The sequence below is a fragment of the Dehalococcoidia bacterium genome, assembly GCA_035528575.1.
Taxonomy (GTDB): Bacteria; Chloroflexota; Dehalococcoidia; order E44-bin15; family E44-bin15; genus DATKYK01.
The window spans coordinates 51,868-68,952 of sequence record DATKYK010000044.1 but is presented as its reverse complement, the minus strand read 5'-3'; the positions used below and the strand labels follow the sequence as shown (position 1 = coordinate 68,952).

The 17,085-nt window shown below is 54.8% G+C and carries 17 protein-coding genes and 1 riboswitch; of the genes, 3 read left to right on the top strand and 14 right to left on the bottom strand.

Going from position 1 to position 17,085, the window contains the following annotated elements:
- Positions 1 to 31: 31 nt before the first annotated feature.
- The gene (locus VMX96_11130) at positions 32 to 205 is read right to left on the bottom strand and encodes a hypothetical protein (protein ID HUU64447.1); all 174 of its coding nucleotides are present in this window, start codon (positions 203 to 205) and stop codon (positions 32 to 34) included.
- A 93-nt stretch (positions 206 to 298) separates the two neighbouring features.
- A riboswitch (molybdenum cofactor riboswitch) is annotated at positions 299 to 418 on the top strand.
- Between the two features lie 114 nt (positions 419 to 532).
- Between VMX96_11130 and VMX96_11125 the strand changes: the two genes are divergently transcribed.
- From VMX96_11125 to wtpA, 3 genes are read left to right on the top strand one after another with little or no spacing between them, the layout of a single operon-like run.
- On the top strand, positions 533 to 1,369 hold the full coding sequence (locus tag VMX96_11125) for an ABC transporter permease (GenBank protein HUU64446.1): 837 nt from the start codon (positions 533 to 535) through the stop codon (positions 1,367 to 1,369).
- A complete protein-coding gene (locus VMX96_11120; GenBank protein ID HUU64445.1) occupies positions 1,366 to 2,412 on the top strand; it encodes an ABC transporter ATP-binding protein in 1,047 nt (348 codons plus the stop codon). The genes VMX96_11125 and VMX96_11120 overlap by 4 nt, the downstream gene beginning before the upstream one ends.
- Positions 2,413 to 2,437: 25 nt before the next feature.
- Complete coding sequence (gene wtpA / locus VMX96_11115; protein ID HUU64444.1) at positions 2,438 to 3,475, top strand: tungstate ABC transporter substrate-binding protein WtpA; 1,038 nt, start codon at positions 2,438 to 2,440, stop codon at positions 3,473 to 3,475.
- On the opposite strand, the gene VMX96_11110 is transcribed toward wtpA, so the two are convergent.
- The 13 genes from VMX96_11110 to VMX96_11050 form a co-directional block, all read right to left on the bottom strand.
- Positions 3,476 to 4,405, bottom strand: coding sequence for a methylenetetrahydrofolate reductase (locus VMX96_11110; GenBank protein ID HUU64443.1), 930 nt, complete (start codon positions 4,403 to 4,405; stop codon positions 3,476 to 3,478). It lies immediately after the preceding gene.
- A gap of 150 nt (positions 4,406 to 4,555) precedes the next feature.
- Positions 4,556 to 4,972, bottom strand: coding sequence for a secondary thiamine-phosphate synthase enzyme YjbQ (locus VMX96_11105; GenBank protein ID HUU64442.1), 417 nt, complete (start codon positions 4,970 to 4,972; stop codon positions 4,556 to 4,558).
- Positions 4,973 to 4,998: 26 nt separating this feature from the next.
- Positions 4,999 to 5,760, bottom strand: a complete 762-nt coding sequence (locus VMX96_11100; protein ID HUU64441.1) for a dihydroorotate dehydrogenase electron transfer subunit — start codon at positions 5,758 to 5,760, stop codon at positions 4,999 to 5,001.
- Between the two features lie 52 nt (positions 5,761 to 5,812).
- On the bottom strand, positions 5,813 to 9,025 hold the full coding sequence (gene carB / locus VMX96_11095) for a carbamoyl-phosphate synthase large subunit (protein ID HUU64440.1): 3,213 nt from the start codon (positions 9,023 to 9,025) through the stop codon (positions 5,813 to 5,815).
- Positions 9,026 to 9,213: 188 nt separating this feature from the next.
- Positions 9,214 to 10,563, bottom strand: a complete 1,350-nt coding sequence (locus VMX96_11090) for a dihydroorotase (protein ID HUU64439.1) — start codon at positions 10,561 to 10,563, stop codon at positions 9,214 to 9,216.
- Positions 10,564 to 10,581: 18 nt separating this feature from the next.
- On the bottom strand, positions 10,582 to 11,991 hold the full coding sequence (pyrB, locus tag VMX96_11085) for an aspartate carbamoyltransferase (protein ID HUU64438.1): 1,410 nt from the start codon (positions 11,989 to 11,991) through the stop codon (positions 10,582 to 10,584).
- Positions 11,992 to 12,031: 40 nt separating this feature from the next.
- Positions 12,032 to 12,586 carry a bifunctional pyr operon transcriptional regulator/uracil phosphoribosyltransferase PyrR gene (gene pyrR, locus VMX96_11080; protein HUU64437.1) on the bottom strand — a complete coding sequence of 185 codons (555 nt, stop codon included), beginning with the start codon at positions 12,584 to 12,586 and terminating at the stop codon, positions 12,032 to 12,034.
- A gap of 131 nt (positions 12,587 to 12,717) precedes the next feature.
- Entirely contained in the window at positions 12,718 to 12,888 is a 171-nt protein-coding gene (locus tag VMX96_11075; GenBank protein HUU64436.1) for a hypothetical protein, read from the bottom strand.
- A 50-nt stretch (positions 12,889 to 12,938) separates the two neighbouring features.
- Positions 12,939 to 13,583 (bottom strand): dTMP kinase, encoded by a 645-nt coding sequence (tmk, locus tag VMX96_11070; GenBank protein HUU64435.1) that lies wholly within the window; start codon positions 13,581 to 13,583, stop codon positions 12,939 to 12,941.
- A gap of 34 nt (positions 13,584 to 13,617) precedes the next feature.
- Positions 13,618 to 14,580 (bottom strand): hypothetical protein, encoded by a 963-nt coding sequence (locus tag VMX96_11065; GenBank protein ID HUU64434.1) that lies wholly within the window; start codon positions 14,578 to 14,580, stop codon positions 13,618 to 13,620.
- Between the two features lie 12 nt (positions 14,581 to 14,592).
- Positions 14,593 to 15,030, bottom strand: a complete 438-nt coding sequence (locus tag VMX96_11060) for a DUF488 domain-containing protein (protein ID HUU64433.1) — start codon at positions 15,028 to 15,030, stop codon at positions 14,593 to 14,595.
- Positions 15,031 to 15,038: 8 nt separating this feature from the next.
- Positions 15,039 to 15,557: a DUF488 domain-containing protein gene (locus VMX96_11055; protein ID HUU64432.1), complete on the bottom strand. Its 519-nt coding sequence runs from the start codon at positions 15,555 to 15,557 to the stop codon at positions 15,039 to 15,041.
- A complete protein-coding gene (locus VMX96_11050) occupies positions 15,557 to 17,077 on the bottom strand; it encodes a R3H domain-containing nucleic acid-binding protein (GenBank protein HUU64431.1) in 1,521 nt (506 codons plus the stop codon). Before VMX96_11050 ends, VMX96_11055 begins: the two co-directional genes overlap by 1 nt.
- Positions 17,078 to 17,085 lie beyond the last annotated feature (8 nt).

Below are 17,085 nucleotides of genomic sequence, written 5' to 3'. Positions count from 1 at the left end.
CTTCTTACCTCTCCCCGCACTTCTACCCTCGCTACCAAATCCCTGATGTGCGCGCCTTAGCCAACTCCACCAAACGCTCACTATCGTCCTCGGTAAGCAAACGGTCGGCCTTGAGCTCCGCCCCGCAGTGATCGCACTTTCCCCGGTGTCCCCACCATGCGCCACAGTTTAAGCACACATAATTATCGCGGCCTGCGCTGCCCATAATTAAAGCTCCTTTCTATATGAGTAGTCAAATAGCATGGGATTCCATACCTTAGGATTGCGCTTGACTTCAAGCATATAGTCGTGGTATAAAGTAAAAAAGGCTCTCCGAGCTGCCGCGCCCAAACCTGATGAGGCATGGCGAGCAGCCGATACGGTGCAGGTGGAAACGCCTGTGCCCCCCGTTGTGGAAAGGATGGCTTAACGAATGGGCAATCTGTGCCCGGTTAGTGCCTCCTTCGGGAGGTTTTTTATTGCTATTTGCCCGGCAGGTTCGTAGGGGAACCTCGCTGGGCTTTTTTATTTTTTATGAGAGAGGAGATATGAGATGGTGGCGAACGAGAAAGCTGGTAATGGCGGAAAAGTGCGGAGTATCCTGAGATGGAGCGCGCAGCGCAGGATGACTATCACTTTTTTCCTTCTGGGGATGGTTATCCTGCTCTTCATATTCATCCCCCTGGGCAAGATGATCTTCTCCACAAGCCCGGCCACACTATGGGACACCCTGCTTGAGGGGGAGGTTAGGAGTGCCATCTGGCTGAGCCTTTATACCGCCTTAATAGCCACGGTAGTGGGGCTTGTTCTGGGGGTGCCCCTGGCATATTTTCTGGCGCGCCACAGTTTCCCGGGGAAGCGGTTGGTGGAGGCGCTCATCGATGTCCCCATAGTGGTGCCCCACATCGCCGCCGGTATTGCCCTGCTCTTCGTCTTTGGTAAAAAATTCTTTATAGGCAGCGCCTTCGACGCTATCGGCATTGATTTCGTATTTGCTGTGCCCGGGATCATTATCGCCATGCTCTTTGTGAGCGTCCCCTTTCTCATCGATTCAGCGAAGCAGGGCTTTGAGAAGGTGGACGTCAGGTTGGAGAAGGTGGCCCGCACCCTGGGCGCTTCGCCCTGGCAATCCTTCTTCAGGGTATCGCTGCCTTTGGCCAAAAGGAGCATCGCTGGCGGCACCGTTATGATGTGGGCCCGGAGCATAAGTGAGTTCGGGGCGGTGCTGGTGCTATCTTCACACCCCAAGATTGCCCCCATTCTGGTCTATGACCGCCTGGAGGAATACGGCCTCGACTACGCCCTGCCTGTAGCCACCCTGCTCATTATCATATGCATGGTAATCTTTGTGGTGCTGCGGACTATTACCTATCGGGGGGAGAGGGCATGATCGAGATTAAGAAGCTGACGGTGAACCTGGGGGACTTCCTCCTCGATGGGATCGATCTCAGGGTAGAGAAGGGAGAGTACTTCATAATTCTGGGGCCCACGGGTGCGGGGAAGACTGTGCTCCTTGAGGCCATCGCCGGGCTTCATCCCGTAAGGAGTGGGGAGATCTGGCTAGATGGGAGGGACGTAACCAGGCTGGAGGCGGAGAAACGGGGGATCGGGTTCGTGTATCAGGACTATGCCCTCTTCCCCCACCTCACGGTAAAGGGCAACCTTCTCTTCGGGCTGAGGCGGAGGAAGCTGCCCAAGGAGGAGAGGGGCAGGGTAATGGAGTGGATGGCTGAGCTTTTGGGGATCAGCCATCTTCTAGAACGAAGCCCCGATACGTTAAGCGGTGGGGAGCGGCAGAAGGTGGCTCTAGCCCGCGCCCTCAGCACCAGCCCGGAGGTACTCCTCCTTGACGAGCCCTTGAGCGCGCTAGACCCGCAACACCGGGAGGGGGTGCAGCAGGAGCTGAGGCAGATCCACCGGCGTCTTAAGCAGACGGCCATCCACGTGACTCATGACTTCGAGGAGGCGATTGCTATGGGCGATAGGATCGCTGTTTTGGGGGAAGGGCGTATCCAACAGATCGGGACCCCGGACGAGATCTTCCGCCAGCCTAACTCGGAATTCGTCGCCCGCTTCGCCATGACGCGGAACATCTTTACCGGGGAGGTGCGGGGTGGCGATCGCGGACAGGCGATGATCGACATCGGGGGCAGGGAGTTCGAGGTGGTGACCGAGCTACGGGGGCGGCTTCATGCCTCCCTGCGACCCGAAGACGTCCTCGTCTCGAGGGAGCCACTCGTCTCTAGCGCCCGGAACTCGCTCCGCGGCACCATTATCCATATCGCCGACCGGGGTGCGACCCTCTACCTCACGGTGAGCACCCCCCTGGAGTTCTCCTGTCTTGTCACCCGCCATTCCTTTGAGGAACTGGGCCTCGCTGAGGGGGGCGAGGTCTATGTGACGTTCAAGGCGTCGGCGGTTCATATATTTTAAATCATTTTATAGAAAGGGGATTCTAATGAAGAGAGTCGTTTTACCCATTGCAGCACTGGCCTTGATACTGACGCTGGTGGCCAGCGCCTGCGTCCCTCAGCCGGGCCTCATCGCCTTTCACGCGGGGAGCCTTTCGGTGCCCTTCGATAAGCTAGCAGAGGAATTCGAGGAGCAGAACCCGGGGATTACCATGGTCACCGAGGCGGCGGGGAGCCGCACCACTATCAGGAAGGTGACCGAGCTGGGCAAGCCGTGTGACATCATCGGCTCCGCCGATTACCTGGCCATCGAGGAGCTGATGTTCCCCGATTACGCCGACTGGTACATTAAGTTTGCTGTGAACGAGATGGTGATCGTCTACCGGGATGATGCCCCCTTCGCCGATGAGGTAATAGGTGGCGAGCGCACCTGGTACGATGTCCTGGTAAATGAGGATGTGACCTATGGCCACTCCGACCCGGATGTCGACCCCTGCGGCTATCGATCATTGATGGTATGCCAGTTAGCCCAGAGCTACTATCACGATAACGCCAGTAATTTCGGCCTGACCCCCGATGACAAAGCTGCTGACCTGTACGACGTCCTCATTCCCATACCGCAGGGCGGTAACGAGATGGACCGCGGCCGGACCGGTGGTGAGTGGGGGGAGATTGTAAAGCCCAAGGAGACCGATCTTCTCTACCTGCTCGGGTCCGGGGACCTGGACTACGCCTTTGAGTATCGCTCAGTAGCCATACAGCACGGACTTGATTTTGTGGAGCTTCCAGACGAGATCGACCTCTCAAGCATCGATTTTGCCGACTTCTATGCCACCACCACTGTCGAGGTAACCGGCAGTGAGCCCGGTTCTACAGCCACCCAGACTGCGGCTCCCATTGTCTATGGGGTCACCATCCCCTCGAATGCTCCTCACCCCGATGAGGCGCTGGATTTTGTGGAACTCATGCTTGGTGCTGAGGGTCAGGCGATAATTGAGAGCTGCGGTCAATCGCCGATCGTACCGGCGATCGCCAGCGATCGGGATAAAATTCCCCAGGGGCTCAGGGGGTTTGTTGCCGAATAGCTAGGCGGCTAGCTGAGGGCGGGGCAGCAGCTTGGCCTTCTCGCAGATCTCGGCTACCGCCTCCTCCCATTCTATGGCCATCAGGTGGATCCCGGCCACGCCCTCGATCTGGCGCACCTCGTTAATGATATCCACACAGAGGTCGATGCCCGTCCTCTTGGCCTCGCCCTTGGGAGCGCTGGCCATACGGTCCACCACCTCATCGGGGACATCCATGCCCGGTACCTTGGTCTTCATATACCTGGCTGCACCTGCCGATTTTATAGGTGCCACCCCGGCAAGTATATATACCTTTTCGTGCAGTCCCCGCTGGCGCACCGCCTCCATCCACCGGGCAAACCTCTCCACATTATATATGATCTGGGTCTGAATGAAGTCGGCACCAGCCGCCACCTTCTTGGCGAGTCGAATTACCCGGAAGTCAAAGGGGTCAGCGAAGGGGTTGGCTGCTGAACCGATGAAGAGGCTTGGTGGAACCGGGATCTCATCTCCACAGTGTAACTTCTTTTCGTCGCGCATATTCTTTGCGATTTGAATGAGCTGGATACTATCGATATCGAAGACGCCCTTGGCCTGAGGGTGGTTGCCAAAGGACTGATGGTCACCGGTGAGGCATAGGAGATTCCTCATCCCCAGGGCTGACATGCCCAGTATATCCATCTGAAGGGCGATCCGGTTTCGGTCGCGGCATGTCATTTGAACCGTGGTCTCGAGTCCCTCTCTCATCCCGATGAGGCATGCCGCCCAGCTTGCCATCCGGACTATGGCTGTCTGGCCATCGGTAACATTGACCGCATCAACACAGCCTTTGAGCAGCCTCGCCTTCTCCCTGATAACATCAGCGTCTGCGCTTTGTGGAGGTCCGAGCTCGCCTGTAACGGCAAAGGCTCCGCTTTCCAGGACCTTCTCCAGATTACTCCCTGCTTTCAAGTCTCAAGTCCTTTCTCTCGATCTTCCTAATTAACATTATACATTTATGGCTTGGTGATGTCCAACATTTTATACGTGTTATGATAGAGACTGCCGTAATAGTACCTCTTAATGATGGTGGGCTGTCACCCTTCTATCTGAACTAAATCATTATTCGCCCATGATCTGCAGCACGATCTCTCTGGAGCGGGGACGATTATCGAAATCTGCCACCATAATCTGCTGCCAGGTGCCTAGGTGAAGGGTTTTATCGGTGAAAGGCACCACCAGTGAGGGGCCCAAGAGTGAGGCTCTCACGTGGGAATAACCATTGCCATCTCCCCAACGGCGGTCGTGCTGATAGGGGACATTCCTGGGGACGACGCGCTCACACATATCCTCAAAATCGCTCACCAACCCTGACTCGTACTCGATGGTGGATATCCCCGCTGTCGAGCCGCTGATAAAAACGGTCACCGTGCCCGCATTGATTCCCGAGACCGAGACCTCCCGCTTTACCTGAGCGGTGATGTCAATGAGGTCGCATTCTCCTCTGGTTCTAATACCGATTTTCCTGGTAATCACCATATGTTTTACCCCCTTTTAGCCCGTAATTACCAAATGAGGTCGCTTAACTCAAATACGGGCCCGTCTCGACAAACTAGCTTCAGGCCTCGTCTGGTTTCGATAGCGCAGCCGGCGCAGCCACCAAAACCGCATCCCATCCTCGCCTCCATGGAGACCAGAACCGATCTCCCTTCCAGTCCAGTTAGCTGGGAAATCGCCTTATACATAGAAATCGGTCCGCAGGCGATGATTTGCTCTGCCTCCCGGTGAAATGCAGCAGTGCCGACCAGGAGGTCGGTTACCAGCCCCCGCTGGCCCATCGAGCCGTCCTCGGTGACTATAATAGGTTTGATATAAGGCGGCAAAAGGTGGTGAGGGTAGACCTCGTCCGCAGCCTTCGCTCCTATGAGCAGGGTCACCCTTCGCCCGTCGGCTGCGGTCCTTTCGGCGAGGAAGACGAGGGGTGCGATCCCGATCCCCCCGGCAACCAGGAGCAGCATTTGAGATCGAACCTCGAAACCCCGCCCCAGTGGTCCCAGAAGGTCGACTGATTCCCCTGCCTTGCGCTGGGCGAGCCAGCGTGTGCCCTGCCCCACCACCTCAAACAGCAGGCCGAGCGCACCGCTTTCCCCCACCCGGTGGATGCTAAACGGTCGTCGGAGCAGTGGGTCATGGTCTTCACCGCTGCGCACCATTACAAACTGCCCTGGCTTAGCATCAGAGACAATCTGGGGAGCCTCTGCCCAGAGAAGGTGGATGCCGGGCATGATCTCATCGTTGGACAGGACGGGTGCGGTGACTTGCCTCAATTAAACACCTTTTATCTTTCTCCCTCGACTATTCAAATCTAAGCAATATACTTTACCGCGGGCCGTATCCGATGTCTGCATGGTATTCCTGAAGACTCCTGACCTCGCCGTGTCCTTTCCGGAGGGCGGCAATTCCTTTAGCGGCCGAAACCGCTGCCGTGGTGGTGGTGATATAGGGCACCTTGTATTTGATCGCTGCCTTTCTGATATAGGAGTCGTCCCAAACACTCAGCTTGCCGCTGGGCGTATTGACGACGAGCTGAATCTCACCGTTAGCTATTGCGTCTGTTATGTTAGGACTGCCCTCATGTCTCTTCAGAATAAGCTCTGAATCGATGCCATGCTCAGCCAGGTAATTCCGAGTCCCCACCGTGGCTTTGAGGGCAAACCCGAGTTCGGAGAAACGCCGAGCTACTTCCAGGGCACGAGTTCGGTCGAGTTCGGACACGGTAATGAGGACAGTGCCCTCCATAGGCAGGCGCTGTTTGGCCGCCTCCTGAGCCTTGTAATAGGCAAGGCCTGCATTTTCAGCCATGCCCAACACCTCTCCCGTCGAGCGCATCTCGGGGCCGAGCACGGGGTCTACCTCGGGGAACATGTCGAAGGGGAAGACCGCCTCCTTGACACCGAAGTGCGGGATTGGCCTGCGCTGCAGGTTCAGCTCGCTCAGCTTCTTCCCCAATATCACCTGGGTGGCTATGCGTGCCATAGGTATGCTGCAGACCTTGCTTACCAGCGGCACGGTGCGACTGGCCCGTGGGTTTGCCTCCAGGATGTACACCCTATCCTCATAGATGGCATACTGGATGTTCATCAGACCCACGATATTCAGTTCCACTGCGATCTTCTTGGTGTACTCCTCGATGGTGTCTATATGTTTTTGGGGAATGCTGACCGGCGGGATCACGCAGGCGGAGTCACCGGAGTGAATTCCGGCGAACTCGATATGCTCCATGACAGCCGGCACGAAGGCATCGGTCCCATCGGCGATGGCATCAGCCTCGGCCTCAATGGCATTATCCAGGAACTTGTCGATCAGAATCGGGCGCTTGGGAGAGATGACCACCGCAGCCTCAACATACTCCCGCAGCATTTCCTCATCATGCACCACCTCCATAGCGCGCCCACCAAGAACGTAGGATGGGCGGACTATCAGTGGGTAGCCGATATCCTGGGCAATGGCTAGGGCCTGGTCCATGTTGCTGGCCATGCCGGACTCAGGCTCGGGGATACCCAGTTCTCTCATGATCTTTCGGAATCGGTCGCGGTCCTCGGCAAGGTCAATGGTCTCAGGGCTTGTGCCCAGGATCTTGACCCCTGCCGCCTCAAGTTCGCCTGCGATATCGAGGGGCGTCTGGCCTCCGAACTGGCAGATGATGCCCTCCGGCTTCTCCTTCTCGTAGATGGCCAGAACGTCTTCCACAGTAAGCGGCTCGAAGTACAGCTTGTTTGAGGTATCATAGTCGGTGGATACGGTCTCGGGGTTGCAGTTCACCATAACGGACTCGATGCCCTCATCACGCAGGGCGAATGCTGCATGCACGCAGCAGTAGTCGAACTCAATCCCCTGGCCGATACGGTTCGGGCCTCCACCCAACACCATGACCTTCCGCGCCGAGCTGACTCCCACCTTGTCCGGAGCGTTGTAGGTGGAGAAGTAATAGGCAGCGTCCTCCACACCGCTTACCGGCACCGGTTCCCATCCCTCAACGACGCCGAGGGCGGTGCGCCTGGCTCGTATCTCCATTTCCGGCAATCCGAGGATTTGGGACAGATACCTGTCGGCGAAGCCATCCTTCTTGGCCTGTACCAGGAGCTCGTCCGGCAGCAGCTTGCCTTTGTGCTTCAGTAACTGCTCCTCCAGGTCCACCAGCTCCTTCATCTGCTGGATGAACCATGATTTTATAAAAGTCCGCTTACAGAGGTCGCTTATATCTGCCCCCTTGCGCAGGGCTTCATACATGATGAACTGCCGTTCGCTGGAGGGCTGGCGTAGCATATCCATCAGTTCCTCCAGCGACTTGTTGTGAAAGTCCTTGGCGAAGCCCAGGCCGTAGCGACCATTTTCCAGCGAGCGGATGGCCTTTTGAAAGGCTTCTTTGTAGCTCTTCCCAATGCTCATGACCTCGCCAACAGCACGCATCTGTGTACCGAGCTTGTCTTCGGCGCCCTTGAATTTCTCAAAGGCCCAGCGGGCAAATTTCACCACCACGTAGTCACCGGAGGGGGTATACTTATCCAGTGTCCCGTCCCGCCAGTAGGGTATCTCGTCCAGGGTCAGGCCCGCTGCCAGCATGGAGGACACCATCGCAATCGGGAACCCGGTTGCCTTTGATGCCAGTGCCGATGAGCGCGAGGTGCGTGGATTAATCTCGATCACCACCACCCGTCCGGTCTCCGGATCATGGGCAAATTGAATGTTGCTGCCACCAGTGACCTCGATGGCATCGACAATTTCGTAGGAGTATTTCTGCAGGCGTTGCTGTAGTTCAGGGTCGATAGTTAACATGGGCGCTGTGCAGCATGAATCTCCGGTGTGCACACCCATGGCGTCGACATTCTCGATAAAACAGACGGTGATCTTCTGGCCCCTGGCATCACGCACCACTTCCAGCTCCAACTCCTCCCATCCCAGGACGGACTCCTCCACCAGCACCTGTCCCACCAGGCTAGCCGACAGGCCGCGACTGCCCACCGTGCGCAGTTCCTCCAGGTTGTAGACCAGCCCGCCTCCGGTGCCACCCATGGTGTAGGCGGGGCGAAGCACGACCGGGAATCCGAGCTTCCCAACGATTACTTCCATCTCCTCGATGCTGCGGGCGATCTCGCTCTTGGGCATCTCAAGACCGATGCTATTCATTGTATCCTTGAAGACCTGACGGTCCTCGCCGCGCTCTATGGCATCGATGTTTACCCCGATTACCCTTACCCCGTATTTCTCCAGCACTCCCGCCCTGGCCAGTTCCGAGGATAGGTTCAGCCCTGACTGTCCGCCCAGGTTCGGAAGCAGGGCGTCAGGGCGTTCCTTCTCTATAATCCTGGTCAGGGTCTCCAGGTTGAGTGGTTCGATGTAGGTCGCGTCGGCCATGCCGGGGTCGGTCATGATGGTGGCGGGGTTTGAGTTGACCAGCACGATCTCATACCCCAGTTTTCTGAGCGCCTTGCAAGCCTGGGTGCCCGAATAGTCAAACTCGCAGGCCTGGCCGATGATGATGGGCCCGGAACCGATGATCATTACCTTGTTGATATCATTGCGCCTGGGCAAATAAACCTCCTTCGCCGTTTGTATATAAACACCGCGCTGCCGCCTGCCCGATTATGATTGGGCACGAGCCGATGAAGGATGCTTCAGATTGCTTGGACATTGTTATTCCTACCTCATTCGTGACTGGAGCATCGGCTCCAGCCTACCCTATGTAGTTCAGCCTGCCCTATCTAGTCCGGGATACCCCGTTATCTGTTTCTGCCCTTCAAGTTAATAGGAGTCGTGTTGTTGCTATACGCTACCGTCCCCCCGACCACTGTGAGCATCACCCTGCCTTTAAGAACATAGCCGCTAAGGGGGGTGTTTTTGCCCTTGGAAGCGAACGTTGAGGGGTCAACCGTCCACTCAGCATCGGGGTCGAATATTGTGACATCGGCCGTGGCACCGGCCTTTAGCGTACCCAGGTCATCTCGACTCAGGAACGATGCCGGCCCGTGCGTAAGTTTCGAGATAAGTGTCACCAGATCGATCCTTCCTTGGTGCACCAGCCCCATTAGGCTGCCCAATGCGGTCTCGAATCCGCTGATGCCAAAGGGAGCCTGGTCGAACTGGCACATCTTGTCCTCGACGGTGTGCGGAGCATGGTCGGTGGCTATGGCATCGATCACCCCCTCTTTCAGGCCTTCGATGAGTGCCTGGACATCCCGCGCTGTTCTGAGCGGAGGGTTCACCTTGGCGTTGGTGTTGTAGCCAGCAACCGCCTCCTCGGTCAGGGTTAGATGATGTGGGGTTACCTCCGCAGTAACCCAAACGCCCTCACCTTTGGCACGGCGGATGAGCGCAACCGAGCCGGCGGTGCTCACATGAGCGATGTGCAGCCTGCCGCCGGTTGCCCTTGCCAGCTCAATATCCCTGGCGACCATATCCTCCTCAGCGGCAGGTGGTGTTCCTTTAAGCGCCAGTCGGCTCGCCACTGCGCCCTCGTTCATCACCCCCCCCGCGCTGAGGTTTAGGTCTTCGCAGTGATCGATAACAGGTAAACCGGAGCCCCTGCTGTACTCCAGGGCGCGCCGCATGAGCAAGGGGTCGGCTACCGGGTTGCCATCGTCGCTGAAGCCTATAACTCCGCATGTGGAAAGCTCGCCGAGGTCGGCGAGCTCGCTTCCTGCCCTGTCTCTGCTAACACAACCAACTGGCAGGACGCGGACCACACCTTCGTTGGCAGCTACCTCCATAATGTATTGCACCGTAGCTCCGGTATCTAAAGGCGGCTCGGTGTTAGGCATGCAGCAAACGGTGGTGAACCCGCCCCTGGCTGCGGCGCGGGTACCTGTATAGATGGTCTCCTTCTCCTCGAATCCAGGCTGGCGCAGGTGGCAGTGAATGTCGATAAACCCGGGGCAGACTGCCATCCCCCTGGCATGGACTATCTGGCAGTTCTCAGGTGCTGGTTCGCTCTTCTCCGTGCTGAGCCAGCGGATCTTACCATCGGCGATAAAAAGGTCGCCAATGGCATCGTAGTTCTGCGAGGGGTCGATTATACGACCACCGCTGATAAGCAGGCTCTCAGGCTGGCGGTCAAGGCGCTCCTTGATCAATGGCACCTCATTGCTGGATCATTCCCGAAGGGCCTTTCTGCCCGGCTTGAATCCCTCAGCTTGAGCGACCGTTTTTGAATCAAATATAATGAGATTCTCCGGTTTTATTCGTCCAAGCATGAAGCTATCTGCATCGTAGTATCTCTTGTGTTCTATAGTCCCTTGATGCCACTTGGAGCTGGCGATATAGGGCGGTTGCGTCTCGTGCTCGCAATAGATACACCTAAGCGTTAAAGGCTCGTTGGCTACTATTTTGAATACAGGCTTAATATACCTTGTTTCCGTTTGCTGGGCGGACACGCATCTTTTATTTTGGCACTTGACCCCAAAATCGCGCCTGTAAACGGGATAGTCTTTCTTTGAGGGGAAGGTTTGCCCTTCCTGCTCATCGATATCTAACTGTTTAGCTCCGAGCAGGAGGGACATGAGGGCCATTCTAATCGGTAACCCCCAAGCTGCTTGTTTGAAGTACATGCTTCTGGGGTCAGCATCGATCTCACAGGCAAGCTCATCGATACGTGGTAATGGGTGCATAACAAGTGTTTGCTTGAACTGTTTTCCTTTCAGGAGTTTTTTATCCACTACCGGGTAGTCCTTCGCCAATTCCTGTCCTTTTGCTGGTATATCAAGTCTCTCTCTCTGAAGTCTGGTAACATAAAGGGCATCAACGCCCTTCTTCATCTCGATCTGGATGCTGACATCGGGTATATTTGCCAGTTGATGCGGCTTGCTCGGGGTCATATATATGGCATCCAGGGGGAAAATCCTCTCCTTATCCACGCCTTTGGTATCGTTATATCTTTCCAGTATACCTCCATATTCGGTAGTCAGCTTCCTTATAACGTGCTCCGGTAGACCAAGGCCCGAGCCGGGACGAAAATGGATGGTTGCCCCGAACCTGGCCAGCGCGTAGGCTAGGGAATGTATGGTTCGCCCGTATTTGAGGTCGCCCCAGAGCGCAATCTTCAGCCCTTCAAGAGTATGCCTCTCCTTCCTGATGGTGTAGAGGTCGCACAGGGTCTGGGTGGGGTGTTCATGTCCCCCGTCGCCGGCATTTATTACCGGGACGCCAGCATAGTCGGAGACCACCCTGGCAGCCCCCTCCCACGGGTGCCTGATGACGATTATATCGGCATAGCTTCCCACCACCCTTGCCATATCGGCGATGCTCTCGCCTTTTGCCAGCGAGGTGTTTCCCATCTCCACCACGGATATTACCCTGCCACCTAGCCGGTGCATCGCCGCCTCGAAAGAAAGCCTGGTCCTGGTGCTGGGCTCGAAAAATAGGCTGGCCATGATCTTGCCCTGACACACGCTTGATTGCTCATTCATCGAATAAGACATCCCGTCTGCTAGAGAAAAGACTGCCTCAATCTCTTTATTTGAGAGGTCGTCTATGGTGATCAGGCTTCTGTTTGCTAGGCTCATGGTCAACCCCCTTATATGCAAAACAAGAATGCTATTTTTATTAGATTGACTCCCGCTTACTCCCATCTTTTACAATGGCCACCTCATCTCTGCCATCGATTTCCTTGAGACGCACCTCGACCTCCTCATCCCTTGACGTGGGCATATTCTTTCCCACGAAGTCGGCGCGGATTGGTATCTCTCGATGGCCGCGGTCAATAAGCACCACCAGCTGAATGGACAGCGGCCGCCCATGGTCGATAAGGGCATCCATGGCGGCACGAGTGCTGCGTCCGGTATAGAGGACATCATCGACCAGGACGATACGCTTCCCCTCGATATCGGCGGGGATATTTGTAGGACGGAGGAAGGGTTGCACCTCGAAAGAGAGAAGGTCATCGCGATGAAGGCTGATATCCAGGTCGCCAACGGGGACTTCGGTATGTTCGAACTCCTGTATACTTGCAGCGATCCTCTTCGCTAGGGGTACGCCACGGGTGTGCACCCCCATAAGAATAATGCCGTCGCAACCGTGATTTCGCTCCACGATCTCATGGGCGATGCGGGTTATGGCACGGCGGATATCTTCCTGGTCTAGGATCACTTTCTCAGGCATAAAAAAACCCCTCGCCTATTTGCTGGCAAGGGGATTTTGGTATTCTGTCCTATTAACTTGTACTGCTGCTTACCCTTGCCAGCCTCGCCGGACTGGATTTAAAGGTTCAACCGGTGACTAAGATATGCGGCCTACGCCTCTCCGTTCAATACCTTTTGCTTCAGGGTCTCCCACTGGCTCTTGGTGAGAATGCAGAGGTTACCATCCTCTCCGATCTCAACGTGTTCGTCGCCTATCTTCACCACAGGACAAGAAGAACATGAACCACATAGGCTGATCGTCTTCATCTTCGTATCACTCATTAGCTAATCTCACTCCTTCATTTTTCTAGCGGGCTATTATACCACTTTCCTTACTTTTTTTCAACCCTTTTTACGACTTTGGGAAGAAATTGCCCTATCCTCTCTAATATGAGGCTTTCGATCTCCTTTTTGGGCAGGGAGCCATCGATCACCAGCCAGCGCTCGGGGTCCTTCTTCACTATCATCAGATAGCCCTGCCTCACCCGCTTATGGAAGTCAGGCTCCTCCCGCTCAAAGCGATCTCTTGGCTTTTTTCGTGATAGACCGTGTTCTATTGTAAGGTCTAGGAATACAGTAAGATCGGGTTTCAGCCCGCCGGTGGCGATGTTATTGACGGCCTCGATGAGGTCGATGGAAAGGCCCCGGCCATAGCCCTGATAGGCGACGGTGGAGTGGTAGAAACGGTCGCAGATAACGGTGATCCCGCTCTTCAAGGCGGGTTGAATCACATTGGAGACGAGCTCGGCACGCGATGCATTGAAGAGCAAGAGCTCGGCGAGTGGGTCGACATCCCCCGTTTCGTTGTTCCTCTCCCCCTTGAGCCAGCGCCTGATCTCTCTGCCCAGAGGGGTACCCCCGGGCTCGTGGGTAAGCAGTGCGGGGATGCCCTTACTGGAAAGGCGCTGGTGAAGCGCCCTCGCCTGTGTGGACTTCCCCGCTCCCTCCCCGCCTTCAAATGTGATGAATAATGACAATGGTTACCTCAGCTCATTGCTATTTTGCATGGTGTTACTTCAATAAACCTAATCTTATCAAACGAGAGCGAATAGCGCCTGGTTTCCTTTGTAACTTACTTGCTAATTCCTCAACAGTTTTGCCTCGAAAATACTCGTTTCTTAAAATGTTATCCTCTTCTTCAGTCCATTTTGTATATGCCTTTGGGTGTTCCGCCCGAATTTCCTCAACATCATACGCTTTCGTTTTACTGGGTTGCATTGTTGTTTCAAAGTCTGCAAATGACTTTCCTCCCAAATAATCAGGAAAGGTGTAGATTCCAGTAACCTGCATCCAGCAGCGGGGGCCAAAGCTACCATCACTTGGCGCCCAGGGGCGAGCCAAGCCAAAATTGAGATACAGGAGATCAACGCTTTTAAGTTGGTCTGTAATCCATTGTGAAGCAGACAGAAGGGAACTACGGCGATTTAGCTCCGCGTCACAGAGTGCGCGAAATGCCAAGTCAGAAATAGTGACATTGTCATATTGGTGGCCTGTCTGGTCAGTGAAGTAGAGTCTGTATCGTCGTTCGCCAGACCTCTCTTGGAGATTAACACTAATTACTTGTATCTGTGACACTGTTCCTAAAGACCTGGTATTCGTTCCAGGTTCCACCCAACGATCTTCTTTAAGATAGTCATCATATATATCCTGAACAGAGCGAAAGGAAATTGCTTTTATCAATTTCTCCCACTCAGCATCAGTGCATAAACCTTCATAAACGATTGACTTTGGATTAAAGCCCAAGTCTTCAATATGTGGAGGTTCAATTGGGACTTTGTGGAAGTCAAATGTAATTTTAGCTTTTGGGCGAATAACCAATCGCTTTCTAATTATTCCCTTGAAAAGATGCTTTCTTAGGACGCCAGGTGGCGGCAAAACGGGGCGGATACTCTGGTAATTTTGGTCAATGCCAACAATACAAACACCTTCTCCCCCCATCTTTGTCAGATCACTTATCACGATTGTTTTATGCATTAATATTCCATTTTATAGATGTTTGATATTAGCACCTACTAGTATTGACCTTGCTAAATATTCTGCTGCCAGCCGTCGGTGGCAGTGATGGGGTTCAGCCTCGCTACAAAGCAGGACAACGCCATCTTTAAATAACGTTAGGTCTATATAGCGTTCGACTTGTCGTTGACCAATTAGCTCTAGGTAGCTTTGCTCATATTTGGCCCAATCTCCTGTTTTTCGGTATTCAGTTATAAGTGAGTCTTCGGGTGCTAGTATTGGTACTTCGTGGTATTCCATATCAACGATTTGTTCAAGAAAATAACGTAGATCGTCGCCCTTTGCAAAACCTGCCAACTGCGATTTATTGTGAAGACGAATATCGAAGAGGTGCTTCGCTCCACTATTATGTAGAGTCTCAAAGAATTCTTGAGCGGATTTCTTGGTAAAACCAATTGTGTATATAGTCACCAAGAACCTCACATTGGAAGTGGAAGTTGATTTTTTCCTACTCCTGCATTTTCTTTCCAAAGCTCTTCATCGGTTTGAATCTGCCCTGTTCCACGGATATGTAAGATTTTGACATCTTCTCGCCGCAAGCTCTCGCTGACTAGAAGGTTGCGATGGCAAGAGGAAGGATTTTCTTCGGCACACATCACGCAGATATGATACGTTTTCATGGCTTCTAAAAGTCGGTTGATTCCTCGTTTAAAGAACTCTTTTTTTTGCATTTCTTTATAGTCTGCTTTACCTGTTTGTGGGTTGTAGCAGTCTGGGTCATCAGGCTGACCTCCCAACATATCGCCCAAATAGATATACTGGATACCAACTGCCCTAAGAATCTGCTCCAAATCGCACGGGTTTGCGTATGAGGCCCATTGGCTGCCAGGATTGCTCCGTATGTCGACAAGAACCTCTATTTCGGTTTGAGTCAGCAACCGTACGAATGTCTCAGACGGATGATTGCTATGACCTATTGTATAGATAGACCCTTCCATTACCTATCATCTTTCGCAACATCGCCTGTGTGAAAAATGCGAACGCGTCTCCGTGGCTCGCGGCCGGTGCTCTTCGAGGAAAGTTTGTAGCGCTCGGCGAGCTGGTGCTGTAGCATACGCAGGTAGGAGTTCTGCGGGCTGAGCTCCACTGTCTTTTGCCCCTCGATTACCTGGGCGATGGCCTCCTCTGCCTCCTTCGTTGCCAGGCTAATGGGTTCTTCGGTAGCTTCCATGTCGAATATATTGAATAGGGAACGCTCCATATGCGATGCCTTGTTGTTCTTAAGCACGTAGATGGGGATGCCTGCGGCCTCGGCATCGCGAATGGGCTGCGGCTTCATTCGGTAATAGCTCTTGGAGGTCATCAGCAGATTGGCCCCACTTACGTCGATAGCAAGCTTCGCCGGTAGCTCCAGGCGCTTCACCGCCTGCTCAAGACGACTGCGATTGATGCCAAAGGGGTAGATTCTGGTGGTGGTGCCGGCAAGCGCTTTTCTTGCCGAGGGCTCATCTGCAGGTTTCATCTGCTCTCTTCTCACCTCGGCGGTCTCGTCCATCCAGCGAACCTCCGGAGGGATGGGACACCCGCGCAGCATTGAATCGACTATCTCAGCGACATCGGAGTGAACCGCCACGTGATACCAGTCTTGAATCTCGACCACGATGTCGAAGGTGGGCGGTACCTTTCTCTCCAGAATGGACTTCTGAGTGCGCCGCCTTTTAGCCTCCTCATCGCCCAGTGTCACCGTCTGGATGCCGCCGATGAGATCGGAAAGGGTGGGGTTCATGATCAGGTTACCCAGGGTGTTTCCATGTGCGGTGGCGATAAGCTGCACCCCACGCTCGGCGATGGTGCGCGATGCCTGGGCCTCAAGCTCGGTGCCGATCTCATCGATGACGATAACCTCGGGCATGTGGTTCTCCACCGCCTCGATCATTACGGCGTGCTGGAGCTTTGGGGTGGTCACCTGCATCCTCCGTGCGTGCCCGATGGCGGGATGGGGGATGTCGCCATCGCCGGCGATCTCGTTGGAGGTATCAACAATCACCACGCGCTTCTTCAGGTCGTCGGCAAGCACGCGGGCCACCTCGCGAAGCATGGTAGTCTTACCTACACCGGGCCCGCCCAGCAGCAGGATACTCTTGCCCGACTCAACCAGGTCGGCAATTAGACCGAGGGTGCCGTATACCGCTCTACCGACGCGGCAGGTTAGCCCCACGATGCGCCCCTCGCGGTTTCTGATTGCGGAGATGCGGTGCAGGGTGCGCTCGATGCCGGCCCGATTGTCATCGCTGAAGGGGGCGATACGGGAAACAATATATTCGATATCCTCCTGGGAGACCTCCTTATTGCTGAGCACTATCTCGCGGTCAGGATAACGGGCCTCGGGTGGGCGACCCAGGTCCAATATAACCTCCAGGAGCTCGCTGCTGTTCTCCCGCTCCCGGAGCGGCTGCGCAATGTGGGGAGGCAGCCGCTCTAGCAGTGCATCGAGATCGTCAGTAATTCTCTTAAACATCGCTTACC

Excerpts from the sequence above, each read along its gene's own strand:
- VMX96_11130 (HUU64447.1), bottom strand. The coding sequence starts at position 205 with ATGGGCAGCGCAGGCCGCGATAATTATGTGTGCTTAAACTGTGGCGCA.
- VMX96_11125 (HUU64446.1), top strand. The coding sequence starts at position 533 with ATGGTGGCGAACGAGAAAGCTGGTAATGGCGGAAAAGTGCGGAGTATC.
- VMX96_11120 (HUU64445.1), top strand. The coding sequence starts at position 1,366 with ATGATCGAGATTAAGAAGCTGACGGTGAACCTGGGGGACTTCCTCCTC.
- wtpA (HUU64444.1), top strand. The coding sequence starts at position 2,438 with ATGAAGAGAGTCGTTTTACCCATTGCAGCACTGGCCTTGATACTGACG.
- VMX96_11105 (HUU64442.1), bottom strand. The coding sequence starts at position 4,972 with ATGGTGATTACCAGGAAAATCGGTATTAGAACCAGAGGAGAATGCGAC.
- pyrB (HUU64438.1), bottom strand. The coding sequence starts at position 11,991 with ATGAGCCTAGCAAACAGAAGCCTGATCACCATAGACGACCTCTCAAAT.
- pyrR (HUU64437.1), bottom strand. The coding sequence starts at position 12,586 with ATGCCTGAGAAAGTGATCCTAGACCAGGAAGATATCCGCCGTGCCATA.
- VMX96_11075 (HUU64436.1), bottom strand. The coding sequence starts at position 12,888 with ATGAGTGATACGAAGATGAAGACGATCAGCCTATGTGGTTCATGTTCT.
- VMX96_11065 (HUU64434.1), bottom strand. The coding sequence starts at position 14,580 with ATGCATAAAACAATCGTGATAAGTGATCTGACAAAGATGGGGGGAGAA.
- VMX96_11055 (HUU64432.1), bottom strand. The coding sequence starts at position 15,557 with ATGGAAGGGTCTATCTATACAATAGGTCATAGCAATCATCCGTCTGAG.
- VMX96_11050 (HUU64431.1), bottom strand. The coding sequence starts at position 17,077 with ATGTTTAAGAGAATTACTGACGATCTCGATGCACTGCTAGAGCGGCTG.